Source organism: Tyzzerella sp. An114 (genome assembly GCF_002161055.1).
GTDB lineage: Bacteria > Bacillota > Clostridia > Lachnospirales > Anaerotignaceae > Fimicola > Fimicola cottocaccae.
Genome location: NZ_NFLT01000001.1, coordinates 366,041 through 392,744, shown reverse-complemented (window position 1 = coordinate 392,744; position 26,704 = coordinate 366,041). Strand labels below are relative to the sequence as shown.

Below are 26,704 nucleotides of genomic sequence, written 5' to 3'. Positions count from 1 at the left end.
ATCAATACGGAAGATTATAAACTGTCCTGCTTTTGCTTTTTTTGCAATAAAAGGAGCCTCAATCTCCATAAGTGTAACTGCGTCATTAAGTTTTCTTTTAGTTACTATTTTAAACATTTCAAAACCCCTGTTCTCCGCCTATATTTTTAAAATTTTATATGGAAAGGGGACCGGCGGTATCCTCTTTTGTAAAAATATCAAAGTAATGCCTCAGTAAATATGATTATATCAATAGTATTTTGATTTATCAACTGTTTGATAAATGTTTTTGCTTTAAAACAATATTGTGTTAAATAATGAAATTAAAAAATTAGGATTTTTAATATTTATTGTGGTATACTTTGAAATATATTTGAAGGGAGCGATTTTTTTGGAAAAGTATAGTTTTTATGATTTAGTTGATATTATAAAAAAATTAAGAGATGATAATGGTTGTCCATGGGATAAAGTTCAAACCCATGAGAGCCTTAAAAAAGCTATGTTAGAGGAAGCTTATGAGGCTTTGGAGGCCATAGATAATAAAGATATGAAAAATCTCTGTGAGGAGCTTGGAGACGTTATTTTACAGGCTGTATTCCATGCTCAGATAGAGAGTGAAAAAGGAGTATTTAATATTGATGATGTTACAGATGGTATATGTAAAAAAATGATTTATCGCCACCCACATATTTTTTCTAATGCTAAAGCTGAAACATCAGAGGAAGTACTTTCTAATTGGGAGGAACTTAAAAAGAAAGAAAAACATTATGAAACTCAAACAGATGTTTTAAAAGGTGTTGCAAAGGCTTTGCCAGCTTTAACAAGAGCTTCAAAAGTACAGTCAAAGGCAGCTGATGTTGGTTTTGATTTTCAATGCGGTGATGATACAATAAAGAAAACTCATGAGGAAATAGATGAATTGTATAATGCAGTTCTTTTGGGCAAAAGTGACAATATTGAAGAAGAATTTGGGGATATTTTGTTTTCAATCGTTAATATATCAAGATTTTTGAAAATAAATCCTGAGTTTGCCTTGACAAAAGCCATAGAAAAGTTTATAAATAGATTTGAGTATGTTGAAAAGGCTGTAATTTCAGAAGGTAAAAGTTTTTCTGATATGTCTTTAGATGAGCTTGATAATTTTTGGAATGAGGCTAAAAAAATTGAAAAAAGGGATTGACAGTATTATTTTATAATAATATAATGCTGTGAATTAATAAGTTTACTATTTAATGGTTTTTTAAGGAGGAAGTAATATGAATAAATCTGATTTAGTAGCAGCAATTGCAGCAAAATCTGAAATGAGCAAAAAAGATGCTGAAAAATTTGTAAAAGCATTTGAAGAAGTTGTAGCAGAAGAATTAGCTAACGGTGGAAAAGTACAGTTAGTAGGTTTTGGTACATTTGATGTTGCTGAAAGAGCAGCTCGTGAAGGAAGAAATCCTCAGACAGGTGAGGCTATGCCTATACCAGCTTCAAAAGCTCCAAGATTTAAAGCAGGAAAGGCTTTAAAAGACGCTATCAATAAATAATTTTTAAATTTAAGTAGATTTTTAAGGCTGTTCTTTTTTGAACAGCCTTTTTTGATACTAAGGAGAGATTTTATGAGACTTGACAAGTATTTAAAAGTTTCCAGAATAATAAAAAGAAGAACTGTTGCCAATGAGGCTTGTGACGCCGGAAGAGTTACTGTAAACGGAAAACAGGCGAAAGCAAGTGTTGATATTAAAGTTGGCGATATAATAGAGATACGTTTTGGAAGTAACACAACAAAAATAGAAGTTTTGGCTATTGCTGATACACAGAAAAAAGATGAAGCAGCAAATATGTATAGAAGTGTTCAATAATTAAAACAGCCCTTTTGGGGCTGTTTTTTTCTTCATAAGTTATTTTGGAAAAGCATATATTGTTTTTAAGAAATAATATTAGGAGGAATAATTGTGGCTGAGGATACAAGAAGAAAAAGCGGAAATCATAGTGTTATAATGGAACAGAGAAATAAAGTGACAATAACAGGTGTTGTTGATGTTCTTTCTTTTGATGATGAGGGAGTTATTGCTGATACTGAAATGGGTATACTTATTATAAAGGGCAGGGGAATGCACGTTGGAAGACTTAATGTTGATGACGGAAGTTTGAGTGTTGATGGAGAAGTTGAAAGTCTTGAGTACACTGAAGCGGGAGGAAATGTAAAAAACAAAAATTCACTATTTGGAAAAATATTCAGATAGTGGGGTGAAGGCTTTGATACTTTCTTTAAATGAACAGGCAGCAATATTTATTACTACTGTTTTGTTAGGCGTTATTGCAGGGGCAGTTTATGATTGTATTAAAATATTTAGAATTGCCTTTAAACACAATAATATTTTTATACAGTTAGAGGACGGTATTTTTTGGATAACAATAACATTTTTTGTTTTCACTGTAATGTTAGATAGAAATTATGGTGAAATACGATTTTTTAATATAGCAGGTGTATTTTTGGGAATGATTATGTATATTTTTACTGTAAGTCCCATTGTAATAAGTGTAAGCAGTAAAATAATATATGTTTGTAGATATATAATAAATTTGTTCTTTACTATAATAACAACACCCATAAGAATTTTGTACATATTATTATTTAGACCTATTATAAAAAGGGGAAAAATAGCGACAAAAAAAGGTAGAAATATATTGCATTTACTGGCTTTTTATGCCAAAATAAAATTCAAAGAGTTTAATAGAAATATTAAAATTATAATAGGAAAAAAATGAAGGATTGAAGCACTTATGGGAAGAACAAGCTATTCAGGTCCAAGGACTAAAAAAAATACAAAAAGAAAATCACACACAGGTTTGATAATGTTTATATTTGTAATTGTTTTTACATCTATTGTTGGAATAAGCTATGCTTATCAAACTACTAAATATAATGAACTTCTTGAAATTGAAAAAAAGCTTACAGAGCAAATTGAAGAAGAAAAACAGAAAAATTTTGAGTATAAAAATCAGCAAGAATATTATAAGAGTGATGCATATATTGAAAAAATAGCCAGAGAGCAATTAGGACTTATAAAACCTGATGAGCTTGTAATAATAAATCGCTCAGGTGAATGATTTAAAAATTTTTAAAAAAAGTCAAAAAAACTATTGACACATTATGTAAGTATATGTATAATAGTTCAAGTAGTCACCAATTAAGAGTGATACAGGATATGGCGGAGTAGCTCAGTTGGCTAGAGCACGCGGTTCATACCCGCGGTGTCGGGGGTTCAAATCCCTCCTCCGCTACCAATCCAATATGGCCCGTTGGTCAAGCGGTCAAGACGCGGCCCTCTCACGGCTGAAACAAGGGTTCGATTCCCTTACGGGTCAGCTTAATTTAATAGCAAAAATATGGGAGTTTAGCTCAGCTGGGAGAGCACCTGCCTTACAAGCAGGGGGTCACAGGTTCGAGCCCTGTAACTCCCATTTTTTTATACATGATAGTTAATAAAATAACAAAAATAATTAGCATGCAAATTAATTTTAAGTTCTATTTTAATTCCATATCTCTTGAAAATTCCTTAAAAATTAAGAAATATTACATTTTATGTTAAATTTATATAAAAAAATAAGTGTTATTTTTATAACAAAATACTTGATTTTTTAGCTATATTAATATATACTCTATCATAGATTGATTTTTGAAAGTAACATCAGTATTATCCATATTTTATTAGTCAAGAACGCATATGAATTGCCCCTTACAATTCGGCGTTTTCATTACAGACATAAAACTAAAAAGAGAAGCAATAGCTTCTCTTTTTAGTTTGTTAAATTTTAAGTTTATAAAGATTTTTTTAAAATAAAATAGTATAATATAAAAACAATAATTTATTAAGAAAGGGTTTTTTATATGAGTTTTATTACAATGTGTCTTATAGCTATTGGATTGGCGATGGACGCTTTTGCTGTTTCAGTTTCAAATGGTATTGCGTTAAGTAATTTTAAGTTTCGCGATTCTGTTCGTCAAGGTGTATATTTTGGTGGTTTTCAGTTTATAATGCCTCTTATGGGGTGGATTTTGGGAAATAGTATAAGACAGTATATAGAAGCTGTTGACCATTGGATAGCTTTCATACTTCTTGTTGTTATAGGCGTAAATATGATTAAGGAATGTTTTAGTGATGAAGATGAAGATTGTGGTATGGATTACATAAGTACAAAAACTATGGTTCTTCAAGCTGTTGCAACAAGTATAGATGCTCTTGCTGTTGGTATAAGTCTTGCTATACTTAACATAAATATAGTGTATGCCTGTTCAATTATAGGAATTGTAGCTTTTATATTCTCTTTTTCTGGAGGATTTATAGGAAAATATATAGGAGGATTTCTTAATAAAAAAGCTGAAATTGTAGGTGGAATAATACTTATATTTATAGGCTTAAAAATACTCCTTGAGCATACAGTTTTTTAAAAAATTAGGAGAATAATTTGATGGATTTATTACAAAGATTTGATGATAGTGTAATACTATTTCTTGACAGTATAAGAGGTGTAAGTTTTATTGATAATTTAATGAAATTTATATCCTTTTTGGGAAATGGTGGTTGGTTTTATATACTTATTGGAATAGTTATGATATGTTTTATTAAAAAATACCCTAAAGTTGGAAAATGGGGTATTGTACTTTTAATATCTTTAGCAATATCAGCTATTATAGTAAATTTAGGAATAAAACCTTATGTGGCTAGAATAAGACCTTTTGATAGGCTTATGCTTGATATAATAATAGACACTCCCCATGATTATTCTTTCCCTTCAGGTCATACAACAGCAGCTTTTGGTGCAGCAGTTGTTTTTATGTATATGAATAAAAAAATAGGATTTATTATGCTTATTTTTGCTGTTCTTATGGGATTTTCAAGAATGTATCTTATGGTACATTTTCCAACAGATGTTATATGTGGAGCTTTAATAGGTACTGTTGTAAGTGTTATTGTTTGTAATATCTATATTAATAAAATACAGAATAAAAAAACTAAGGTTTAAAGCCTTAGTTTTTTTATTTTAAAAAGTTATTTGTATACTTTTTAAATATACAATGATATTTCATAAAATAAATTACAAAAAATAAACTAAAAATATTACTAAAAATATATAATTATGTTGAAAGGTTATATTGTAATTAAAATGTTAATGTGATATTATTTGACATGGTTAGTTATGTTTTGTGTATTATGTATACATTTTTAAAATTTTTAAACCTGAAAGGGGTTAAATAGGGAATGCCTGTGGTTAATCAGCTTATAACTATGGTTATAGTGATGGCTTTAGGAATTCTGCTGAGAAAAGCGGGAATGATTGCTAATGGAGGTATAAAGGGACTTTCTGTTGTACTTTCAAAAGTTGCCGTTCCTTGTATGGTTGTAAATCTTTTGCAAAGAGAGTGTACTCCTGAACTTCTTCATGAGTTTATTTTTGTTTGTGTTGCAACATACATTCTTTCAGTAATTTTTGCTTTAATTTTTTTGATTGTAGGAAAATTTTTAAAATTAGATTTTCCAGAATTAGGACTTTTTTCAGTTAGTTGTACATATTCAAATGTTGCTTTTATGGGACAGCCTCTTGTTCTTGCAATGTTTGGCGAGGAAGGTCTTATATATTGTGTAGCTGTTATAGTAATGCAGAATGTATTTTTTGCTACTTTGGGAATAGGACTTCTCACAAAAGGTATTGAAGGCAGTGCAGAAAGAACTATAAAAGATACATTAAAAACAGCTTTTGTAAATGGTCTTTTTATAAATGCTGTAATAGGTTTTATACTTTTCTTTAATGGAATAATGCTTCCAGAATGTGTAAAAAATGCTCTCCAATATGCCAATGACTCAACTGTATTTTTATCTATGATGGTAATAGGAGCACTTCTTGCTAAAGCAAATGTTAAAAATGTGCTGAAAGATTACAGAATTTATGTGTTTTCATTTCTTAACCTTGTAGTTATGCCTATTTTGACAAAACTTATAATTGTAAATTTTACAGATAAGAATATTATTATAGGTGTAATGGTAATACTTATGGGAACACCAACAGCAGCAGCAGTTCCGGCTTTTGCTGACCATTATGACGCAGACAGTAGAAAAGGGGCGGAATATGTATTTGTTTCAACAGTTTTATCTGTTATAACATTACCTCTTGTGGCTTCTTTGGTGTGCTGTTAATAAAAAGGACTGATATTTATATCAGTCCTTTTTTTGTGTGTTTTATTTAATTTCAAATTTCCATAAACCATGGAGGTTGCAGTAAGCATATACAGCGATAGCTTTATCATCTTTTATAACAAAATCTGCAACAGGTTCTTCATTTGGTTTAAGGTCTTTTCTCTGTATGCCTTTTTCTGTCTCAACAAGAACCCACTGAATATAGTGTTCTTCTGTCATTGGGTGAATAACTGAACCTACCTGAACATGGATAGTGTCACCATCAATTTTTACATCTGGGATATGCTTTTCAAAAGCGGCATCTACTGTATTTGCAACAATTTCTTCCATTTTCTGTCCGCAACACATCATAGGTACAGGAGTTTTATAAATAGTCTCAACAAAATTACCGCAAGTATTACATTTAAAGAATTTTACCATAAAATATCCCTCATTTCTACAAATAATAATTATTTTCCTTTGATAATTATTATATCACAAAATAATAATATTGCAATAGTATATGAAAATATTTATCAAATATATTGTATACAATATAGTCTTTATAATTATTGACAGTTAATTTTTAAAGCTTTATTATGTATAAAGTATATTTAAAAATTGGGGGAATTAACATGAGAAAAGCTTTAAAATTTGCTTTTTTTAGAACCATACCCATATTCTGTGGGTATCTTTTTTTGGGAATGGCTTTTGGATTACTTCTTCAACAGGCAGGCTTTGGACCATTTTGGGCATTTATATCAAGTCTCTTTATATATGCCGGTTCAATGCAGTTTGTTCTTGTAAGTTTTATTGGAGGAGGACTTGGTGTTATATCTATTATAATTATGACTCTTTCAATAAATTGTCGCCATATATTCTATGGAATATCATTTATAGAAAGGTTTAAGTCTATGGGTAAAAAATATCTGTATATGATATTCTCACTTACAGATGAAACATATTCTTTGCTTTGTTCATCAGAGACTTTACCGGGGGTAGATGAGGACAAATATTTATTTTCAATAGCACTTTTAGACCATTGTTATTGGATATTTGGCTCTGTTCTTGGGGCAGTTTTGGGAGAAATAATACCTTTTGACACAACTGGTGTTGATTTTGCTATGACAGCTTTATTTGCTGTTATATTCACAGAACAGTGGCTCAGCTTTAAAACTCATATACCAGCTGTTACAGGTATAATATGCGGTACAGTGTGTCTTATAATATTTGGAGCGGATAAATTCATTCTTCCTGCTATGATTTCATCAGTTTGTGTTCTTATGATTATGAAAAATATAATAAAAGAGAGAGGAGAGTTTGAAAATGACAAATAATCCCTTTTTTATAATTATTATTGTTGCAATATTTACTTTTATAACAAGAGCTGTACCTTTTGCTATATTTGGAGGTAAAAAGGAAGTACCTGCATATATTACATATCTTGGAAAAGCCCTTCCTCCTGCTGTTATGTCAATACTTATAGTATATTGTTTGAAGAATGTTGATATTACTTCAGGTAGCAGAGGAATTCCAGAATTTATATCAATAGCTGTGGTTATTATTCTTCACAGATGGAAAAGAAGTAATCTTTTAAGTATTGGAACAGGTACTATATTGTATATGGTTCTTATACAGAATGTTTTTGTATAGTATGATTATCAAAAAGTAATAATATTGAATAAAATAAGATAGATTTTACAATAAAGTTTTGTATGCTTGATTTTGGCTCTTTTGTAATATATACTTTTATTCGTAAAATAGACAGTTTTAATACACATAAATAAAAGAATGGAAGGATATAATGATAAAATTTAAAAATATAGAAATAAGTGATAGGGAGTGGATTGATGCCAGACTTAAAGAGTCTGACTTTAGAGGTTGTGAGTATTCCTTTGTAAATAACTTTATATGGCAGAAACCTTATGATATTAAATTTGCTGATGTAAATGGTTTTTATTGTATAAGAGGTGGAGAGAAAAACTCTGTTTATGCTTATCCAGCCGGCAAAGGTGACATTGTTCCTGTTATTGAAGCCCTTATTAATGAAGCCCATGAAAAGGGAGAAAAATTCAAACTTAGAGGTATAACTCTTGAAAATATGGAGCTTTTAAAAGAACTTTTTCCAAATAAATTTGATTTTGAACCTCAAAGAGATGAGTTTGATTATATATATGAAGTTTCAAGACTTTCAACGCTTTCAGGAAGAAAACTTCATGGAAAAAGAAATCACATAGCAAGATTTAAGGACAACCCAAATTGGTCTTATGAGTCTATAACAGAAAACAATATTGATGAATGTTTTGTTATGAATAATGAATGGTGTAAACTTTATAACTGTATAAGTGATGAAAGTTTAAATCATGAGCTTTGTGCTGTAAAAGAGGCTTTCAGAAACTTTTTTGACCTTAAAATGCTCGGCGGAATACTTAGACGAGAAGGAAAAATAATAGGTTATACAATGGCAAGTCATCTCAATTCAGATACACTTGACGTAAATATAGAAAAGGCTTTCCCAGAGATACAGGGGGCTTACCCTATGATTAATCAACAGTTTGTATTAAATGAATGTCAGAACTTTAAATATGTAAATAGAGAAGAAGATGTGGGAGATGAGGGACTTAGAAAAGCTAAACTTTCATATGTTCCAGATATTCTTCTTGAAAAATACACAGCAACTCTCAAGGAGGAAAAATGATAACAAAGGGAAAAGAGGAATATATACCATATTTAAAAAATATATGGAAAGAATGTTTTAAAGACAGTGATGAATATATAAATTTCTTTTTTGATAACAGATACAGTGATGAAAATGTAGCTGTTAAAATATGTGACGGTGTTCCTGTTGCTATGCTTTTTGTACTTCCTTCAATGGTGGTTGTCAAAGGAAAATATGAAAAATACGGTTATGTATATGCTGTTTCAACTCTTGAAAAATATAGGGGAAAAGGTATAAGTACAGAGCTTATGGAGTTTATAGAAGGTAATTTTGATGTTAAAGGTACATTTCTTGTCCCTGCCACTGAAAGTCTCTTTAAGTTTTATGGAAAAAGAGGATATAAAGATGCTTTTTCATTGAAAGAAGTTTTGTTTGATACCTTTGAAACAGACATAAATATAAAATTTGAGTATGATATATCACCTAAAGAGTATAAAGAATTGAGAGACAATATGTTTTTTGATGAGGGTTATGTTTCTTGGTCAGAGGAAGCATTAAAATATGCCCTTAATGAAAATAAATTTGTAGGCGGTAAAAATTATCGTGTAGAGTATAACAATAAAGTATATGCTGTTATGGGATATATTGAAAAAGGAAGATTTTTTGCAAGGGAAGCTGTTGTTTCTGATGAAGATTTTTATACTGTTTTAAATTATATTGCAGTTAAAGAAAATTGTAATGAGGTTTATACAAGAATTGATATAAAAAGAAATATAGAGGGCAATAAAATAAAATTCGGTGTTTTAAATGGAAATGATGTTATAAATGACGGATATTTTAATATAGCATTGGATTAAAATAAAAGCAGTTGAAATGTTTTCAACTGCTTTTTATATTACATATTTAAAGCCTTTTTATAGTTTTCTCGCATTGTATCACAAGATAATGCAAACTGTTTAAGTTCTTCTTCTGTCATAGGAAGTTCTATAACTTCCACAACTCCGTCTTTTCCTAAAATTGCAGGAACACTTGCATATACATCTTTTTGACCATATTCACCATTTAAGAGAACAGAAATCATAGAAACTTTTCTTTCATTGGAGAATATTGTTTTTATAAGCTCTGCGGCAGATGTTCCTATTCCAAACTCTGTTGAGCCTTTTCCATAAAGAACATCCCAACCTCCAGCTTTTGCTTTTTTGGCTATTTCATCAAGATTGAGTTTTCCATAGGTTTCAGGCTTTTCTTCCATAAGTTTGTAGAGAGATTTTCCAAAAATTGAAGCACATGACCAAGGAACCATTTGACTTTCACCATGTTCTCCCATAGCATAAGCATATATTGATTTTTGGTCTATATTAAGCTCTTTTGCTAATACTTTTCTAAGTCTTGCAGAGTCTAATGTTGTACTTGTTGATATTACTCTTTCAGGTGGAAGTCCTGTTTTTTCTTGTATATAGTGTGTTATAACATCAGCAGGATTTGAAATATCTATAAGTATTCCGCCAAAGTTTGATTTTTTAATATTTTCAACAATAGGCTTTATTGCCTCAATTGTCATTCCAAGAGTGTCCATTCTTGTCATACCGCCAGTAGGGTCTGGGAGAGGACCTGCACTTACAACTATTATTTCTGCATCATCAACATCACTATAATTTCCTGATTTAACATTTACATGATGTGGAAGATATACTGTTGCATCTTCAAGGTCTTTTGTTTGTGCTTCAGCCTTTTTTTCATATATATCTATAAATACTATTTCATCACATATTCCCTGTGTTGCAAGGCTAAAACCTACATGAGAACCTACATGGCCAGCACCTATTATAACTACTTTTCGTGGTTTTATATTCATTTTAAAAACCTCCTTTTATCATTTGTTAAAATAAAAATCCGAAAACTGAATTTAAGGTATAATACAGTTCTCGGATTTTTATTTTATATTTATTATTTATATTATGCCTTCCAAAATTATGTTAAAAATTTCTTTTAAAGAATGGTAGCACAATAAAAAAAGTATGTCAATAAAACAAATATTTATAATGTTTTTAAAAAAACGAATATGTGGTATAGTAATCATTAGCATATAAAATATGAAATAATGGAAATGAGGGTTTATATATGAATACTGATAAGGGTTTTACCCATGGAGGAAAATTTCATGCTGATGATGTTTTTTCAACAGCACTTTTAAAGATACTTTTTCCAAATATAAATGTTGAAAGAGGATTTGTTGTGCCTGAAAATTTTGATGGAATAATTTATGATATAGGTTTTGGAGAATTTGACCATCATCAAGAAAATTCACCTGTAAGAGAAAGTGGAACCCCTTACGCTTCCTTTGGACTTTTATGGAGAAAGTTTGGTTGTGATATTTTGGGAGATGAGGCAGGATTTTTTGATGAAAAATTTATTGAGCCTATTGACCTTGATGACAATACAGGCTGTGGCAATGATATTTCAGATATAATAACATCTTTTAATCCACCTTGGGATTCTGAAAAAACATCAGATGAATGCTTTTTTGAAGCTGTTCAGTTTGCTAAAACAATACTTGAGAAAAAATTTGAATATACAAAATCACTTATGAGAGGAAAAAGTATTGTTGTAGATTGTTATAAAAATTCTAGTGATAAAATAGCTATACTTCCAAGATATATACCTTGGAAACAGGCTCTTGTTGATACTGATGCAGAGTTTGTTGTTTTTCCTTCTGATAGAGGAGGTTTTAATGCTCAGGTTATACCTAAAAGCAAAAAAGACAAAGAACCTAGAATTAATTTTCCAAAAGAATGGGCAGGAAAAACAAAAGATGAGCTTTTTGATATAACATCAATAGAGACTTTAAAGTTCTGTCATAATAGTCGTTTTATGATTTCTGCCGATACTATGGAAGATATAATTTTAGCTTGTAAAAGAGCAAAGGAAATTGATAAAGGTATTGAATAAAGTTGAGTGATATGGTATACTTTTATAAATAAAATATTTGTAGGAGGAAAGCCGTGAAAAAAGATAAAGTTATATGTAGTTGTTATGGTATAACCGTTGGCAAAATAATAAAGGCTGTTGAAAAAGGAACAACAGACTGGAAAGACTTAAAAAAAGAAATCAAAATAGCTACTGACTGTAAAAAATGTAAAGAACATGCAAAGGCTGTTTTTAAAGATATAGTTAAGGAATATAAATAAATTTTCAGGGATACTCTAAAGTATCCCTATTTTTTTGATTAAAATAGGGTTTTTAAAAACATATTGTAAGATTTTGTGGTATACTATAAACCTAGGAGGTGGCTGTATGGATAATGATTTTAATATTGTTGAGTCAGTAGATAAAGATATACGCAAGGCGAAAATGATTTTGGGAGAATACTCTCATGATAAAGATAAAATGGAAAAACTTTTTAATCACATACTTTTTAGATATATTGATAAAATTCAGAATATAGCTGACGATTTAGCTGTTATTTCTCCTTACAGCGGTAATATTGAAGCCACATCTATTTATATGGAGAATGTTCAAAAACTTGTAAAAAGACTTGAAATGTTTAAGGGTAACGGTTATAGTAATGAGGGACTTTTTGAGTTTTATCTTCGTTCTGAAGATATTGAAGATAAATTTGATAGCACAGAAAGTATTTCCGATATAATAATTGATATTGGAATGATGGAAAATATAACTATCAGAGAGAAAGAGGAAATATCAACAAAATTGGGAGAAATTGAGCAGATATTGGCTATTACAGAGACAAAATCTAAAAAATGGGAAAGGCTTAGACCTTATGTTGTTTGGATATCTGGAAAAGAATATAGTGTGGCAATAAAAATACTCCCATTATTTTTGAGATTTAGGTGATTATATGATAAAATTTATTGCTTGTGATATGGACGGTACTCTTGTTGATGATAAAAAGGAAATTGATAAATCAGTATTTTCAACTATTGAGTATTTGAATGAAAAAAATGTATTGTTTTGTGCTGCCAGTGGAAGACAGTATAACAGTTTAAAAACTATTTTTGGTGAATATGGAAAAAATATGGTTTTTATTTCAGAAAATGGTTCTTATGTTGTATATGACAACAAACAAATTTATGCCAGCTTTATGGATAAAGAATTGTGGCAGTATATAGTTTTAAAATGCACAGAACATGGTGGTATGGGCATAATATTATGTTGTAAGGATTATATATACACAACAGACCCTGAGACAGTTGATATGCTGTCAAATCCAAAATTTGGATACAATGTAAGACTTGTTGATAGTCTTATTGATATTGATGATGATATTTTGAAAGTATCAATACTTGACGATAATCCTTATTCAGGAAGGGTTAAAAAATTCCTTGAAACTAATTTTAAAGATAAAACAGATATTGCTGTTTCAGGATTTAACTGTATTGATATTATGAAAAAAGGTGTATCAAAAGGTAAAGCTGTTAGAGAAATACTTGAAAATATGGGTATTGCCAAAGATGAGGCTGCTGTATTTGGTGATAATTTCAATGATTTGGAAATGTTTGACGAAGTATATTACAGTTTTGCAATGAAAAATGCTGTTGATGAAATAAAAGAACGTGCAAATTTTGTTACAAGCCATACTAATAATGAATGTGGTGTTGTTAAAGAAATAGAGAAATTTATAGAAAAGGGTGTCATTTGATACCCCTTTATAATTTGTGAATGAGGTGGAATAATGAAAAATGTTGCCAGCTATGCCCTCGGTTGTAAAGTTAATCAGTATGAGAGTGAGGCAATTGCAGAACTTTTTGAAGAAAAAGGATATAATATTGTAGGAATAGATGACATAGCAGACGTATATGTTATAAATACATGTACTGTTACAAATTTCGGTGATAAAAAATCAAGACAGCTTATAAGAAAGGTTAAAAGACAAAACCCTGAAGCTGTTGTTGCTGTTGTTGGTTGTTATGCTCAGACAGCTCCTGATGATGTTATGAAAATAGAAGGTGTAAACATTGTTATAGGAACAAAGGACAGAAAGGAAATTGTTGATATAGTTGAAAACTATCATGATAATAAACCGGAAAATCATGTTTCTGGAATAATGCATGAGAGAGAATTTGAGCATCTTAAAATTCATAAACTTAAAAATAGGACAAGAGCCTATTTGAAAATACAGGATGGATGTAGTCAGTTCTGTTCATACTGTATAATTCCTTATGCCAGAGGCCCTATAAGAAGTAGAGACCCAGAAGATATTATGGAGGAAGTGAGAGTTCTTGCTGATAATGGATTTAAAGAGATTGTTTTGACAGGAATACACGTTGCTTCCTATGGAAAGGATATTAAAAATATTGACCTTTTAGGCATAATAAAGAAGGTTCATGAGGTTTCAGGCATTGAAAGAATAAGATTTAGTTCAATAGAGCCTAATATAATAACAGAAGAATTTGTGTCAGAGATAGTGAAGCTCTCTAAAGTTTGTCATCATTTCCATTTGTCATTACAAAGTGGCTGTGATAAAACTTTAAAGGCTATGAATAGAAAGTATACAACAGAAAGATATTATGATGCTGTTTGTACTTTGAGAAAATATATGCCTGATGTAGCAATAACAACAGATATTATTGTAGGTTTTCCGGGAGAGACTGAGGAGGACTTTAAGGAAAGCTGTGATTTTGCCGAAAAAGTAGGATTTTCAAAGATACATGTATTCCCATACTCACCTAAAAAAGGCACTCCAGCAGCAGAGAGAAAAGACCAGCTTTTAAACTCTGTAAAACAGGAGAGAAGTAGAAAACTTATAGCTATAAGTGATAAAATGTGCCAAGATTTTATGGAAAAATATATAGGTGAAAATGTGGAAGTTCTTTTTGAAAGAAATGTAAAAGAAGATATATATGAGGGACACACAGGAAACTATATAAAAGTTTTAGCTAAATCTGAAAAAAATATTTCAAATGAAATATTAGATGTTAAAGTTTCAGGAATAGAAGGAGAAGATTTAATTGCATTTTGTAATTTTTAAGACAGATTTTAGTATTTTGTAATTAAATCTTAACGAAAATATATTTGCATTAACAGAAGATTTATATTATTATTTTTATAGGATAATAATTTGTGAAGTAAAGTCGGCGAAATAAAAAGGCTTTTTAGTTGGGAGTGAAATAATATGAAAGACTTAAACGCAACACAACAGTTTAGTGCTGTTGATAAAGAAACTATGAACGAGGCAAAAGCTATATTAATAAGGGTTACTGCTGCTTTAAAGGCAAAAGGATATAATCCTGTAAACCAGATTGTTGGATATATTCTTTCTGGAGACCCTACTTATATTACAAGTTATGACAATGCCCGTGTACTTATAAGAAAACTTGATAGAGATGAGCTTCTTGAGGAACTTGTAAAAGACTATCTTGATAAAAATTTTTAATTTAAGGTGATATTTTTGAGAATACTTGGATTAGATTATGGTGATAAGACTATTGGTGTTGCCATAAGTGACCCTTTTGGCTGGACTGCTCAAGGGGTTGAAATAATAAGAAGAACAAATGAGAACGAATACAAAAAAAGTCTTGCACGTCTCGCTGAAATTATTTCACAATATGAAGTTGAAAAAATAGTCCTTGGTTTTCCAAAGAACATGGATAACACAGAAGGTCCAAGATGTGAAAAAACAAGAGCTTTTAAAGAAAGACTTGAAAAAAGGTTTCAAAATATACCTGTCATATTATGGGACGAGAGAATGAGTACAATAGCCGCTGAAAGGTCACTTCTTGAGGCGGACCTTTCAAGAGCAAAAAGAAAAAATGTTATTGACAAGATGGCTGCTGTCCATATATTACAGGGCTTTCTTGATGGAAATAAATAAAATATAAAACAGCAAAGGAGAATTTATATGGCAGATTTTAAAGAAGAAGAATTCGAAGAATTTGAAACAGTTATAATGACTGATGAAGACACTGGCGAAGAAATAGAATTCGCTATAATTGATAACACTGAACATAAAGGAAACAGATACCTTCTTGTTGTTGAAAGTGAATATATTGACGATGAGGAGTCAGAGGCTGTTATTCTTAAAGAAGTTTCTCTTGCAGGAGATGATGTAACATACGCTCTTGTTGAGGATGATGATGAATTTGATGAAGTAGCAGACATATTCAGTGCTATGGGCGAAGAATATGATGTTGAAATTGACGAATAAGAAATTTTCCAAAGGCAACTTTGGCAAATATATATTTTAAAATATTAAATATGGATTTTTTCTCTATATGTGCGGTGAAAAACAGAGAATAAATTTATTTTGAAAATTTAATATTTTAATTTTAGAAAATAGCCTGTTTAAGACAGGTTTATTTTCGTGTTTGGACTGCTGTTATAGATAAAGAAATCATGGATTTTATCTGCGGAAATTTTTATGGTAATATCCCTTCAAGATGTATTTATTGAATATTTTTTGTGTTTAAAAAAGATTTTTTTTGGAATAATTATATTTAGCAGACAAAAAACGAACGGTGGTTTTATTTTTGGTATTTTTTTAATTTATATTTAGAAACGGAGGTGTTTTTTTGGCTTCAAAAAAACAAAAGTTAAAGGTTATATCCCTTGGCGGCCTTCAGGAAATCGGAAAGAATATGACAGTTTTAGAATATAATAACGATATTATAGTTATAGACTGCGGTCTTGCTTTCCCTGAAGATGATATGCTGGGAATAGACCTTGTAATACCTGATACATCGTATTTACAAAAAAATATAGATAGAGTCAGAGGAATTGTTCTCACTCATGGTCATGAAGACCATATAGGAGCGTTGCCTTATGTATTAAAGGACATAAATGTACCTGTTTTTGGTACTATGCTCACTCTTGGACTTCTTGAAAACAAACTTCGTGAACATGACCTTCTCAATTCAGTAACCCTTCATACAGTAGTACCCGGAGAAACGATAAAACTTGGACAGTTTAAAGTTGAATTTATACACACAAATCACAGTATAGCTGACGCTGTTGCTCTTGCAATAACAACTCCTTTAGGTGTTATTGTTCATACAGGAGACTTTAAGGTAGATTATACACCTATTGATGGCGATATTATGGATATACACAGATTTGCAGAGCTTGGAAAACAGGGTGTTCTACTTCTTCTCAGTGACTCAACAAATGCTGAGAGAAAAGGTTTTACTATGTCTGAAAAAAATGTAGGTCGTGTATTTGACCAGATTTTTGAGGAAACTCCTAAAAACAGAATTATGGTTGCAACATTCTCATCTAACATACACCGCATACAGCAGATTATAAATTCTGCTCACACATACAAAAGAAAAGTTGCAATTATAGGCCGTAGTATGGTTAATGCTGTTAAAACATCAACAGAGCTTGGATATTTAAGTATTCCGGCAGGAGTTTTGATAGATATAAACGATATTAAAAATTATACAGATGAACAGCTTGTTATTATAACAACAGGAAGTCAGGGAGAAACTATGTCTGCTCTCTCAAGAATTGCTTCTAATGAACATAAACAAGTTCAGATAAAACCAGATGATAAAATAATAATAAGTGCTTCATCTATACCAGGAAATGAAAAGAATATTTCAAGAGTTATAAATGAGCTTCTCAAAAAAGGTGCAGATGTTGTCTATGAAGGTATGGCAGACATTCATGTTTCCGGTCATGCTAGACAGGAAGAATTAAAACTTATGCTTGCTCTTATAAAACCTAAATATTTTATGCCTGTTCATGGTGAGTTTGTTCACCTTGTAAGCCATAGAGATTTGGCTGTTTCAATGGGTATTGAAAAAGAAAATGTGTTTATTATGAGTATAGGCGATGTCCTTGAAATAACAAAGAATGATGCTAAAGTAAATGGTACTGTACAGGCAGGTCAAGTTCTTGTTGACGGTCTTGGAGTTGGAGACGTTGGAAATATTGTTCTTCGTGACAGAAAACATCTGTCACAGGATGGTCTTATGATAGTTGTTGTTACTATGGAAAAAGAAACAGGAATGGTTCTTGCTGGACCGGATATTATTTCAAGAGGATTTGTCTATGTTCGTGAGGCAGAGGAACTTATGGAAGAAGCTAGGGCTGTTGTTCAAGAAGCTTTGATGAAATGTGAAGAAAAACATATTACAGGTTGGAGTTATATAAAAGGTCTTATAAAAGATACTTTGAAAAACTATTTGTGGCAGAGAACAAAGAGAAGTCCTATGATTTTACCTATAATTACGGAGGTATAAAGCCTTGGATAATAATATTAAAAATTTGGTTTTGGAACTTTCAAATGCTGTAAATGAAAGTAAAGAGTATAAAGAATATTGTAAATATCATAAAGAACTTTTGGAAAATCCCGAAATTAAGAAAATCGTTGATGACTTTAGAATTTTACAAACAGAAATAGAATTAAAAAGATTATCTGAAAATAGTGTTTCTAAAGAAGAAGAACAGCGTGTTGATAAATTATATGATAAAGTATCAGAAAATGAATTATGCAGTAACTTCATTGAAAGTGAAAAAAAATTAATTACATTGGTTTCTGAAATTTATAAAATGCTTGGTGAAAATATATCAATAGATATGGATTTTTTCAAGAGTATTAATTAGTAGTATTTTAATAACCCTCTATAATTGTATTAAATTGTAGAGGGTTATTATATAATTTATAATTAATTATTATGATACTGAAAAAGATAAACTTTATTTTTACTATAAAATTAATGATTATGATATATTTACTATTAACTATGGTGAATATTGTGAGTATTATGAATGTGAATAATAATTAATAATTAAAAGACTGTAACATATACAGTCTTTTATGTTTGTTTTATAATGTTTACATAGTTGACATTTAAGTATATAATTTTGTAGAAAGGATTGAGTATATGTCTGTTTCAATAAGTGATATAAAATCAGAATTTGAATTATGTCCCATTGAAAATATAGAGATGCTCTTTTTAAAATATGGGAATGATGAGAGAAAAGGCGTTATAAATATAATAGAAAGCTATAAAAAGAAAATTAAAGCCCTTGAAGTTGAAAAAGAAAGAATAGAAAATCTTCTTGTATATGAAAAAGAGCTTTACAATGAAGGATTTGAGTTTATTGCAGGAGTTGACGAGGTGGGGCGTGGACCTTTGGCAGGTCCTGTTGTCACTGCTTCTGTTATACTTCCTAAAGATTGCCGTATTATGGGTATAAATGACTCAAAAAAACTTTCTGAGAAAAAAAGAAATGAGCTTTATGATATAATAATAAAAGAGGCTGTTGCTTATTCTTTTGGAGTTATAACAGCTAAAGAGATTGATGATATAAATATTTTACAGGCTACATATAAAGCTATGAAAAATTCTCTTGAAAGTTTATCTGTAAAGCCGGACTTTGTTCTTGCTGATGCTGTCACTATACCTAATATAGAATTTAAACAGAAAGGTATTATAAAAGGTGATGCTAAAAGTCTTTCGATTGGTGCTGCTAGCATAATTGCTAAAGTTACAAGAGATAGAATGATGGAGGAGTATTCAAAATTATATCCAGAATATCATTTTGAAAAAAATAAGGGCTATGGTTCTGCGGAACATATAGAGGCTATTAAAAAATATGGAATATGCCCTATACATAGAAAAAGTTTTCTTAAAAATCTCATAAAGGTATAATATTATAGTATGGAAAATAATAATATAGGCTCTTTTGGTGAAGATGTAACAGAAAGACAACTTTTAAAAAAGGGTTATGAAATTCTTAAGAGGAATTTCAGAAAAAAATGTGGTGAAATTGATATAATAGCAAAAAAAGATGATACAATAGCCTTTGTTGAGGTTAAAACCCGCATAAATCCTGTTATGGGACTTCCTAGAGAGGCTGTTGATATTAGAAAGCAAAAACATATTAAAGATACAGCTATGTTATATATATCTGAAAATCAGTTTTATGACACAAATTTTAGATTTGATGTTGCAGAGGTTATGATTTTGGATAAAAATGTATACTTTAATTATATAGAAAATGCTTTCTTTTAATAGGACGGTGATGTTTTTTGAAAATCATTGAAAATGGAGATTTAAAATATATACAGTTTGATAATATAAATAAAACAGGTATTGTAAGACATTTTTTTTCAACAAGATGTGGCGGTGTAAGTGAAGGGGAATTTTGTTCAATGAACCTTAGTTTTACAAGAGGCGACAAAAGTGAAAATGTCATTAAAAATTTTGAGATTATGGAAAAAGAGACGGGAATTAATTATAAAAACATAGTTATGAGCCGTCAAACCCATACTACAAATGTTCATATAGTGACTAAAGATGACATTGGAAAAGGTGTTACAGTGGAAAATGACCTTGAAAATACCGATGGACTTATAACAAATGAAAAGGGTATAGCTATTACAACATTTTCGGCAGACTGTGTGCCTCTTTTCTTTGTTGATACTGAAAATAAAGTTATAGCTTTAGCCCATGCCGGTTGGAGAGGAACTGTTAATGGAATAGCCCTTGAGACTGTAAAGAAAATGACTGAAAACTTTGGAACAAAACCTGAAAATATTGTGGCTGCAATAGGACCTTCCATTGGAAAATGTTGTTTTCAAGTTGATATGCCTGTTGTTTCTGAATTTATGGATAAAATAGAAAATGCAAAAAGATTTATAGAGAAAGATACAGAAGAAGGAAAATTTAAAATTGACCTTTGGGGTGTAAATGCATTTTTGATGGAGAAAGCCGGTATATTAAAAGAAAACATTGAAATTACTGATTTATGTACTATGTGTAACCCAGAGCTTTTTTATTCCCATAGAGTAATGGGAAATGCTAGGGGAAGTATGGTTGCTGTTATGGAACTTATATAAACTTATATAAAAGTATTGGCAGGTATTTTTTATGAAAAAGAATGAAAATGTTGTAATAAAAGTTGAAAAGGGAAGTATTGCTGAGGAAGTTGGAATATGTCCAGGAGATGTCCTTGTTGCCATAAATGACGAGGAGATTACAGATATATTTGACTATCGCTATCAGATTAATGATGAGTACCTTGAAATGACATTCAGAACTCCTGAAGGTGAGGAGTATGTGGCAGAGATTGAAAAAGATTTTGATGAAGATATTGGAGTTATATTTGAAAGTGGTCTTATGGATGAGGCTAGAAGTTGCAGAAATAAATGTATATTCTGTTTCATTGACCAGCTTCCAAAGGGTATGAGAAAAACATTATACTTTAAAGATGATGACTCAAGACTATCATTTTTACAGGGTAACTATGTTACACTTACAAATATGAGTGAGAAGGATATAAACCATATTATATTCTATCATTTATCACCTATAAATGTTTCTGTTCATACAACAGATTTAGAGCTTAGAAAAACTATGCTTAAAAATAAAAATGCTGATAAAGTTATTGATATTATGAAACGTCTTAAAGATGCAGGCATAGAAATGAATTTACAGGTTGTACTCTGTAATGGAATAAATGATGGAGATATACTTGATAAAACTATTTCAGACTGTGCTAAGTTTATGCCTAATGCTCATAGTATGAGTATTGTTCCAATAGGTCTTACAAAATATAGAGAAGGTCTTTATCCTATGGCACCTTTCTCAAAGGAAGATGCAGAAAAAGTTATAAATCAAGTTGAAAAATGGCAGAATAAATTTTTGAAAGACCATGGCACAAGATTTGTATACTGTGCCGATGAGTTTTATTTGAAAGCAGAAAGACAGCTTCCTGATGCTGAAATATTTGAGGATTTTGCTCAGTATGAAAACGGAGTTGGAATGTTGTCACTTTTTGAAAAAGAATTTAATGACGAAATTGAAAAAACAGAATATAATATTGAAAGCAAAAGAAGTGTTTCCATAGCCACAGGTGTTGCAGCCTATGACCTTATTAAAAAATTGTCAGACATAATTATGGAAAAATTCCCTTCTTTAAATATAAATGTTTACTGTATAAAAAACAATTTCTTTGGTGAAATGATAACTGTATGTGGTCTTTTGACAGGACAGGATATTATAAGCCAGCTTAAGGGAAAAGATTTGGGAGAATATCTTCTTTTACCTGAGTCCCTTTTGAGAAACAGTACACATACACTTCTTGATGATGTGGAAATTGAGGATATAGAAAAAGAACTTAATATTAAAATAAAGATTTCCACAAATTCGGGAGACAGATTTATAAAGACTATATTAAATACGGAGGATTAATAAATGAAACCTATTGTTGCAGTTGTTGGACGTCCTAATGTTGGAAAGTCCACACTTTTTAACAGGCTTGCAGGTGAGCGTATATCTATTGTACAAGATACACCAGGCGTTACAAGAGACAGAATTTATGCCGATGTTGAATGGCTTGACAAAAAATTTACACTTATTGATACAGGGGGTATGGAGCCTGGCACAGAGGACATTATATTAAAACAGATTTTACAGCAGGCTGAAATTGCTATTGAGACAGCTGATGTTATTGTTTTTGTTGTAGACGTAAAAACAGGCGTTATTGATGATGATATTCAGGTTGCAAATATTCTTAGAAAAACAAATAAACCTATTGTTCTTGCGGTAAATAAAGTTGACAATATGCGTAAGGACAACTTTGAAGTTCTTGAATTCTATAATCTTGGAATAGGTGACCCAATAGCTATATCTGCGGGACAGGCTTTAGGCCTTGGTGACCTTCTTGAGGAAGTTACAAAACATTTTCCAGATGATGCAGATTACACAGAGGACGAAAGTGAAATAAAAGTTGCTATAATAGGTAAGCCTAATGTTGGTAAATCATCTCTTATAAATAAAATTCTTGGAGAAGATAGACATATTGTAAGTAATATTCCGGGAACAACAAGGGACGCTGTTGACTCACCAATAGAAATTGACGGACAGAAATATGTATTTATAGATACCGCCGGAATGAGACGTAAGAGCAAGATTAAAGAAGAAATTGAGCGTTTCAGTATAATTAGAGCTGTTGCAGCTGTTGAGAGATGTGACGTTGCAATACTTGTTATAGATGCACAGGAAGGTATAACAGACCAGGACACAAAAATTGCAGGAATTGCCCATGAAAGAGGAAAAGCTGCCATTGTTGCAGTTAATAAATGGGACGCTATTGAAAAAGATGATAAGACAATGAATAAATACTTAAAAGACATAGGAAATGAACTTGCTTATATGCCTTATGCTCCTAGAGTGTTTATATCAGCTCATACAGGTCAGAGACTTACAAGAATGTTAGAGCTTATACAGACTGTTCATGAAAACCATGCTTTAAGAATAAGCACAGGAGTTCTTAATGATGTTTTAATTGAGGCTATGGCTATGCAGCAGCCACCAGCTGATAAAGGTAGACAGTTAAAAATATATTACATGACACAGGTTGGAGTAAAACCACCTACATTTGTTATATTTGTAAATGATAGAGAGCTTCTCCATTTCTCATACAGACGATACATTGAAAACCAGCTTAGAGAAGCTTTTGGTTTTGTTGGTACACCTATACATTTTGTTGTTAGAGAAAAAGGGGAGAAGGACTGATGATACTTAAAGCGATATGTATTGTCATAGGATATTTTATAGGGTGCATACAATCAGCTTTTATAGTAGGAAAGTTTATGCATGTTGACCTTAGAAAACACGGGAGCGGAAATTTGGGGAGTACAAACGCCCTCCGTGTATTAGGCAAAAAAGCAGGTTTGATAACTTTTATAAGTGATATTATGAAATCTGTAATAAGTTATGTTATATGTCGTTTGATTTTTGGCGATGAAATAGGGGTAATTGCGGGAATGTACGGTTGTGTTGGAGCTGTTTTGGGACACAACTTTCCTTTCTATCTCAAATTTAAAGGTGGGAAGGGTATAGCTGTAATGATAGGTATGATGTTATGCCTTTCAACTTTAGATTATAGAGTTACTCTTATTTCTTTTTCCATAGGTATAATAGGGCTTTTTACAAAATATGTTTCAGTAGGCTCAATGGCTTTTTCTGTTGCTATTCCAATAAGCCTTTACATACTTAAATTTGATACAGAACATATTATTATATGTACAATACTTGCAATACTTGCATTATATAGACATAAAGAAAATATAAAACGACTTATTGCAGGAAATGAAAATAAACTTGGGGCAAAAAAACAACAACAGGCTGTTGAACAAAAATAGTGAGGTGTTTTTTATGAAGAAAATATCTGTTATCGGTGCGGGTAGCTGGGGAACTGCCCTTGCCGTAATGCTTGATAAAAATGGACATGATGTTATTATATGGGCTAGAAGACAAGAAAGTGTCCAAAAAATGAAAGAAGAAAGAGAAAACAGTGAATATCTTCCGGGAGTTACTATAAGTGAAAATGTTACAATTACAGATGACTTAGAGTTTGCTGTTAAAAATTCAGATATTATAATATCTGCTGTGCCTTCAAGAGCCGTAAGAAGTACAGCAGAAAAAATGGCACCTTTTGTAAAAGATGGTCAAATTATAGTTAATGTTGCAAAAGGCATTGAGGAAGGAAGTCTTATGAGGCTTTCAAAGGTTATAAAAGAGTGTATACCTAATTGTGAAGTTTGTACTCTTTCAGGTCCAAGCCATGCCGAGGAAGTTGGAAGGGAAATTCCTACTGCTGTTGTTGTTGCTTCTGAAAATATGGAAGCGGCAGAGGAAGTTCAGCATGAATTTATGAACCCTTCTTTCAGAGTTTATACAAATGATGATGAGGTGGGAGTGGAGCTTGGTGCAGCTTTAAAAAATCTTATAGCTCTTGCAGCTGGTATGTGTGACGGTCTCGGTTTTGGAGACAATACAAAGGCAGCTCTTATGACAAGAGGTATAGCAGAGATTGGACGACTTGGAATTACTCTTGGTGGAAGAATTGAAACTTTTGCAGGGCTTTCTGGAATAGGTGACCTTATTGTAACTTGCACAAGTATGCATTCAAGAAATAGACGAGCAGGAATACTTCTTGGACAGGGAAAGAGCCTTGATGAAACTTTAAAAGAAATTAAAATGGTTGTTGAAGGTGTAAATACAGCAAAGGCAGCCTATGCCATATCAAAAAAATATGATGTTGATATGCCTATAACAAAAGCTATAAATGAAGTTCTTTTTGAGGGTAAAGACACAAAGACAGCAGTTCTTGACCTTATGATGAGAGAAAAGACATCAGAAATTAATTTTTAATACAAAAAAGAAGTGAGTAAATTTTACTCACTTCTTTTTTTGTGGAAAATATATGATATAAATTTTGGTGGCAATATTAATATATTAGTCGTTTAATAAAAGCTCATCAATAGGTCTTCCCGGAGGAACCATAGGGAATACACTACAATCTTTATCTATTACACAATCAAAATATACAGGGCCATCTATATCTTTTGACTCATCAAGAGCCTTTTTGAGGTCTGAAAGATTGTCTATACGATATGATTTTATTTCATAAGCTTCTGCAAGAGCTTTATAATCAACATTGTCTCCTATATCAGTTTGAGAATATCTCTTGTCATTGAAAAGTCTCTGCCATTGACGAACCATTCCCAAAGCTCTATTATCAAACATTACAACTCTAACAGGTACATTATAAGCTGAAAGTGTCACAAGTTCTTGACATGACATTCTAAAACAGCCGTCACCTGTTATAAGAACAGTTTTCTTGTCAGGATTTCCAAGCTGTGCTCCTATTGAAGCACCAAGACCAAATCCCATTGTTCCAAGACCGCCAGATGTTATAAACTCATTAGAGTGTTTGATTTTCCAATATTGACCAGCCCACATTTGGTGCTGTCCTACATCTGTTACAAGTATTGTATTATCATCATAGAAACTATTTATTGTCTCTATGATGTTGTCTGGTGCAAATGTTGTGTTGTCTCCCTTTGGAACTTTCCAGTCTTCAATCTGTTTTAACCATTCTGGTCTTTCTGTCTTATTTACATTTGCAATAAGCTCTTTTAATATTGTCTCAAAATCTCCCATTATAGGTATACAGTTTGAAATATTTTTGTCAAGCTCTGTAACGTCAACATCAATGTGTATTATTTTTGCATTAGGTGCAAATCTGTTTGGATTTCCTATAACTCTATCGCTGAAACGTGCTCCTATTGCTATTAAAAGGTCACACTCTGTTACAGCCATGTTTGTTTCTCTTGAACCGTGCATTCCTAAAAATCCAAGAGAAAGAGGGTGGTTTCTATCTATTGCACCAAGTCCCATAAAACTGTTTGTTACAGGAATACAGGCTTTTTCTGCAAGTTCTGTAAGAAGTTTATCTGTCTTACTTATTCTTATACCACCACCGGAGTAGAGTACAGGTTTTTTTGCTGAATTTATAAGCTCAGCAGCTTTTTCTATATTTGATAAATCATTTTCAAATTTTTTAATTTTTGTTTGTTTGTGGTTTTCATCATATTCATAAGTAGCAAGAAGAACATCTTTAGGTATATCTACAACAACAGGACCTGGTCTTCCACTACCTGCCACATCATAAGCCTCCTCGATTATACGCTGAAGGTCTTCAATTTTTCTTACAATATAATTATGTTTTGTTACTGAAAGTGTTATACCTGTAACGTCTATTTCTTGAAAACTGTCTTTTCCTATAAGCATATTAGGAACCTGACCACTTATTACAAGAACAGGAACAGAGTCCATATAAGCAGTAGCAAGACCTGTTACAGTGTTTGTAGCACCAGGACCAGATGTACTTACAAATACACCAACTTTTCCTGTGCTTCTTGCATATCCATCAGCAGCATGAACACCATTTTGTTCGTGGGCTGGACGATATACTTTAAAATAATCCATTTCGTCATAAAGGGCATCGAAAAAAGGTATTATTGCTCCGCCCGGATAGCCGAAAATTGTGTCAGCTCCTTTTTCTCTTAAAACCCTTAATATTATCTGTGAACCTGAAAGCTTCATATATTTTCTCCTTTAATCTGTCTCCGCTCTAAATTTCCCCC

33 protein-coding genes and 3 tRNA genes are annotated in these 26,704 nt (G+C 31.3%); 33 read left to right on the top strand and 3 right to left on the bottom strand.

What is annotated here, in order from left to right:
• Nucleotides 1-370: 370 nt before the first annotated feature.
• From mazG to B5E58_RS01740, 12 genes are all read left to right on the top strand, one after another.
• Complete coding sequence (gene mazG / locus B5E58_RS01795) at nucleotides 371-1,159, top strand: nucleoside triphosphate pyrophosphohydrolase (protein WP_330395592.1); 789 nt, start codon at nucleotides 371-373, stop codon at nucleotides 1,157-1,159.
• Between the two features lie 76 nt (nucleotides 1,160-1,235).
• Nucleotides 1,236-1,511 (top strand): HU family DNA-binding protein, encoded by a 276-nt coding sequence (locus tag B5E58_RS01790; RefSeq protein WP_088107960.1) that lies wholly within the window; start codon nucleotides 1,236-1,238, stop codon nucleotides 1,509-1,511.
• Nucleotides 1,512-1,583: 72 nt separating this feature from the next.
• Nucleotides 1,584-1,826 (top strand): RNA-binding S4 domain-containing protein, encoded by a 243-nt coding sequence (locus tag B5E58_RS01785; protein WP_088107959.1) that lies wholly within the window; start codon nucleotides 1,584-1,586, stop codon nucleotides 1,824-1,826.
• Nucleotides 1,827-1,919: 93 nt separating this feature from the next.
• Nucleotides 1,920-2,210, top strand: coding sequence for a sporulation protein YabP (gene yabP, locus B5E58_RS01780; RefSeq protein ID WP_242956569.1), 291 nt, complete (start codon nucleotides 1,920-1,922; stop codon nucleotides 2,208-2,210).
• Nucleotides 2,191-2,736, top strand: a complete 546-nt coding sequence (gene yabQ / locus B5E58_RS01775) for a spore cortex biosynthesis protein YabQ (RefSeq protein WP_158097636.1) — start codon at nucleotides 2,191-2,193, stop codon at nucleotides 2,734-2,736. Before yabP ends, yabQ begins: the two co-directional genes overlap by 20 nt.
• Nucleotides 2,737-2,751: 15 nt before the next feature.
• Nucleotides 2,752-3,078, top strand: coding sequence for an FtsB family cell division protein (locus B5E58_RS01770; RefSeq protein WP_088107957.1), 327 nt, complete (start codon nucleotides 2,752-2,754; stop codon nucleotides 3,076-3,078).
• Nucleotides 3,079-3,178: 100 nt separating this feature from the next.
• Nucleotides 3,179-3,255: transfer RNA gene (locus B5E58_RS01765), tRNA-Met, on the top strand.
• A 9-nt stretch (nucleotides 3,256-3,264) separates the two neighbouring features.
• Nucleotides 3,265-3,336: transfer RNA gene (locus B5E58_RS01760), tRNA-Glu, on the top strand.
• Nucleotides 3,337-3,359: 23 nt separating this feature from the next.
• Nucleotides 3,360-3,432, top strand: a tRNA-Val gene (locus B5E58_RS01755).
• Nucleotides 3,433-3,859: 427 nt separating this feature from the next.
• Nucleotides 3,860-4,420 carry a manganese efflux pump MntP gene (locus B5E58_RS01750; protein ID WP_088107956.1) on the top strand — a complete coding sequence of 187 codons (561 nt, stop codon included), beginning with the start codon at nucleotides 3,860-3,862 and terminating at the stop codon, nucleotides 4,418-4,420.
• 20 nt (nucleotides 4,421-4,440) lie between these two features.
• On the top strand, nucleotides 4,441-4,995 hold the full coding sequence (locus B5E58_RS01745; RefSeq protein WP_088107955.1) for a phosphatase PAP2 family protein: 555 nt from the start codon (nucleotides 4,441-4,443) through the stop codon (nucleotides 4,993-4,995).
• A 236-nt stretch (nucleotides 4,996-5,231) separates the two neighbouring features.
• Entirely contained in the window at nucleotides 5,232-6,164 is a 933-nt protein-coding gene (locus B5E58_RS01740) for an AEC family transporter (RefSeq protein ID WP_088107954.1), read from the top strand.
• Between the two features lie 42 nt (nucleotides 6,165-6,206).
• On the opposite strand, the gene B5E58_RS01735 is transcribed toward B5E58_RS01740, so the two are convergent.
• Nucleotides 6,207-6,584, bottom strand: a complete 378-nt coding sequence (locus tag B5E58_RS01735; protein WP_088107953.1) for a desulfoferrodoxin family protein — start codon at nucleotides 6,582-6,584, stop codon at nucleotides 6,207-6,209.
• A 194-nt stretch (nucleotides 6,585-6,778) separates the two neighbouring features.
• Between B5E58_RS01735 and B5E58_RS01730 the strand changes: the two genes are divergently transcribed.
• The 4 genes from B5E58_RS01730 (at nucleotide 6,779) to B5E58_RS01715 (ending at nucleotide 9,659) form a co-directional block, all read left to right on the top strand.
• A complete protein-coding gene (locus B5E58_RS01730; protein ID WP_088107952.1) occupies nucleotides 6,779-7,480 on the top strand; it encodes an AzlC family ABC transporter permease in 702 nt (233 codons plus the stop codon).
• Entirely contained in the window at nucleotides 7,470-7,796 is a 327-nt protein-coding gene (locus tag B5E58_RS01725) for a branched-chain amino acid transporter permease (RefSeq protein WP_088107951.1), read from the top strand. Before B5E58_RS01730 ends, B5E58_RS01725 begins: the two co-directional genes overlap by 11 nt.
• 151 nt (nucleotides 7,797-7,947) lie before the next feature.
• A complete protein-coding gene (locus B5E58_RS01720; protein ID WP_088107950.1) occupies nucleotides 7,948-8,841 on the top strand; it encodes a DUF2156 domain-containing protein in 894 nt (297 codons plus the stop codon).
• Entirely contained in the window at nucleotides 8,838-9,659 is an 822-nt protein-coding gene (locus tag B5E58_RS01715) for a GNAT family N-acetyltransferase (protein ID WP_088107949.1), read from the top strand. Before B5E58_RS01720 ends, B5E58_RS01715 begins: the two co-directional genes overlap by 4 nt.
• A 38-nt stretch (nucleotides 9,660-9,697) precedes the next feature.
• Here the strand turns inward: B5E58_RS01715 and B5E58_RS01710 are convergent, their stop codons facing one another.
• Nucleotides 9,698-10,657, bottom strand: coding sequence for an L-lactate dehydrogenase (locus tag B5E58_RS01710; RefSeq protein ID WP_088107948.1), 960 nt, complete (start codon nucleotides 10,655-10,657; stop codon nucleotides 9,698-9,700).
• Nucleotides 10,658-10,923: 266 nt separating this feature from the next.
• On the opposite strand from B5E58_RS01710, the gene B5E58_RS01705 reads away from it, so the two are divergent.
• From B5E58_RS01705 to B5E58_RS01625, 17 genes are all read left to right on the top strand, one after another.
• Nucleotides 10,924-11,751: an MYG1 family protein gene (locus tag B5E58_RS01705; protein ID WP_088107947.1), complete on the top strand. Its 828-nt coding sequence runs from the start codon at nucleotides 10,924-10,926 to the stop codon at nucleotides 11,749-11,751.
• Between the two features lie 53 nt (nucleotides 11,752-11,804).
• On the top strand, nucleotides 11,805-11,990 hold the full coding sequence (locus tag B5E58_RS01700) for a (2Fe-2S)-binding protein (protein ID WP_158097635.1): 186 nt from the start codon (nucleotides 11,805-11,807) through the stop codon (nucleotides 11,988-11,990).
• Nucleotides 11,991-12,096: 106 nt separating this feature from the next.
• The gene (locus tag B5E58_RS01695) at nucleotides 12,097-12,654 is read left to right on the top strand and encodes a hypothetical protein (RefSeq protein WP_088107945.1); all 558 of its coding nucleotides are present in this window, start codon (nucleotides 12,097-12,099) and stop codon (nucleotides 12,652-12,654) included.
• 4 nt (nucleotides 12,655-12,658) lie between these two features.
• Entirely contained in the window at nucleotides 12,659-13,459 is an 801-nt protein-coding gene (locus B5E58_RS01690; RefSeq protein ID WP_088107944.1) for a Cof-type HAD-IIB family hydrolase, read from the top strand.
• Between the two features lie 33 nt (nucleotides 13,460-13,492).
• Nucleotides 13,493-14,788, top strand: a complete 1,296-nt coding sequence (mtaB, locus tag B5E58_RS01685) for a tRNA (N(6)-L-threonylcarbamoyladenosine(37)-C(2))-methylthiotransferase MtaB (RefSeq protein ID WP_088107943.1) — start codon at nucleotides 13,493-13,495, stop codon at nucleotides 14,786-14,788.
• Nucleotides 14,789-14,932: 144 nt separating this feature from the next.
• Complete coding sequence (locus B5E58_RS01680; RefSeq protein ID WP_088107942.1) at nucleotides 14,933-15,193, top strand: IreB family regulatory phosphoprotein; 261 nt, start codon at nucleotides 14,933-14,935, stop codon at nucleotides 15,191-15,193.
• 15 nt (nucleotides 15,194-15,208) lie between these two features.
• A complete protein-coding gene (gene ruvX, locus B5E58_RS01675; protein ID WP_088107941.1) occupies nucleotides 15,209-15,631 on the top strand; it encodes a Holliday junction resolvase RuvX in 423 nt (140 codons plus the stop codon).
• Between the two features lie 27 nt (nucleotides 15,632-15,658).
• Nucleotides 15,659-15,964 (top strand): DUF1292 domain-containing protein, encoded by a 306-nt coding sequence (locus B5E58_RS01670; RefSeq protein WP_088107940.1) that lies wholly within the window; start codon nucleotides 15,659-15,661, stop codon nucleotides 15,962-15,964.
• A 364-nt stretch (nucleotides 15,965-16,328) separates the two neighbouring features.
• Nucleotides 16,329-17,999: a ribonuclease J gene (locus tag B5E58_RS01665; protein ID WP_088107939.1), complete on the top strand. Its 1,671-nt coding sequence runs from the start codon at nucleotides 16,329-16,331 to the stop codon at nucleotides 17,997-17,999.
• Nucleotides 18,000-18,003: 4 nt separating this feature from the next.
• Nucleotides 18,004-18,363, top strand: a complete 360-nt coding sequence (locus B5E58_RS01660) for a YlbF family regulator (RefSeq protein ID WP_088107938.1) — start codon at nucleotides 18,004-18,006, stop codon at nucleotides 18,361-18,363.
• Between the two features lie 281 nt (nucleotides 18,364-18,644).
• Nucleotides 18,645-19,415 (top strand): ribonuclease HII, encoded by a 771-nt coding sequence (locus tag B5E58_RS01655; RefSeq protein WP_088107937.1) that lies wholly within the window; start codon nucleotides 18,645-18,647, stop codon nucleotides 19,413-19,415.
• A gap of 9 nt (nucleotides 19,416-19,424) precedes the next feature.
• Entirely contained in the window at nucleotides 19,425-19,778 is a 354-nt protein-coding gene (locus B5E58_RS01650; RefSeq protein ID WP_088107936.1) for a YraN family protein, read from the top strand.
• A 17-nt stretch (nucleotides 19,779-19,795) separates the two neighbouring features.
• Nucleotides 19,796-20,605: a peptidoglycan editing factor PgeF gene (gene pgeF / locus B5E58_RS01645; protein ID WP_088107935.1), complete on the top strand. Its 810-nt coding sequence runs from the start codon at nucleotides 19,796-19,798 to the stop codon at nucleotides 20,603-20,605.
• Nucleotides 20,606-20,636: 31 nt separating this feature from the next.
• Entirely contained in the window at nucleotides 20,637-21,959 is a 1,323-nt protein-coding gene (locus B5E58_RS01640; protein WP_088107934.1) for a DUF512 domain-containing protein, read from the top strand.
• Between the two features lie 3 nt (nucleotides 21,960-21,962).
• On the top strand, nucleotides 21,963-23,285 hold the full coding sequence (gene der, locus B5E58_RS01635; protein WP_088107933.1) for a ribosome biogenesis GTPase Der: 1,323 nt from the start codon (nucleotides 21,963-21,965) through the stop codon (nucleotides 23,283-23,285).
• Nucleotides 23,285-23,914 (top strand): glycerol-3-phosphate 1-O-acyltransferase PlsY, encoded by a 630-nt coding sequence (gene plsY / locus B5E58_RS01630; protein WP_088107932.1) that lies wholly within the window; start codon nucleotides 23,285-23,287, stop codon nucleotides 23,912-23,914. The genes der and plsY overlap by 1 nt, the downstream gene beginning before the upstream one ends.
• A gap of 13 nt (nucleotides 23,915-23,927) precedes the next feature.
• On the top strand, nucleotides 23,928-24,926 hold the full coding sequence (locus tag B5E58_RS01625; RefSeq protein ID WP_242956568.1) for an NAD(P)H-dependent glycerol-3-phosphate dehydrogenase: 999 nt from the start codon (nucleotides 23,928-23,930) through the stop codon (nucleotides 24,924-24,926).
• 84 nt (nucleotides 24,927-25,010) lie between these two features.
• On the opposite strand, the gene ilvB is transcribed toward B5E58_RS01625, so the two are convergent.
• Nucleotides 25,011-26,663 carry a biosynthetic-type acetolactate synthase large subunit gene (gene ilvB, locus B5E58_RS01620; protein WP_088107930.1) on the bottom strand — a complete coding sequence of 551 codons (1,653 nt, stop codon included), beginning with the start codon at nucleotides 26,661-26,663 and terminating at the stop codon, nucleotides 25,011-25,013.
• Between the last annotated feature and the right edge of the window lie 41 nt (nucleotides 26,664-26,704).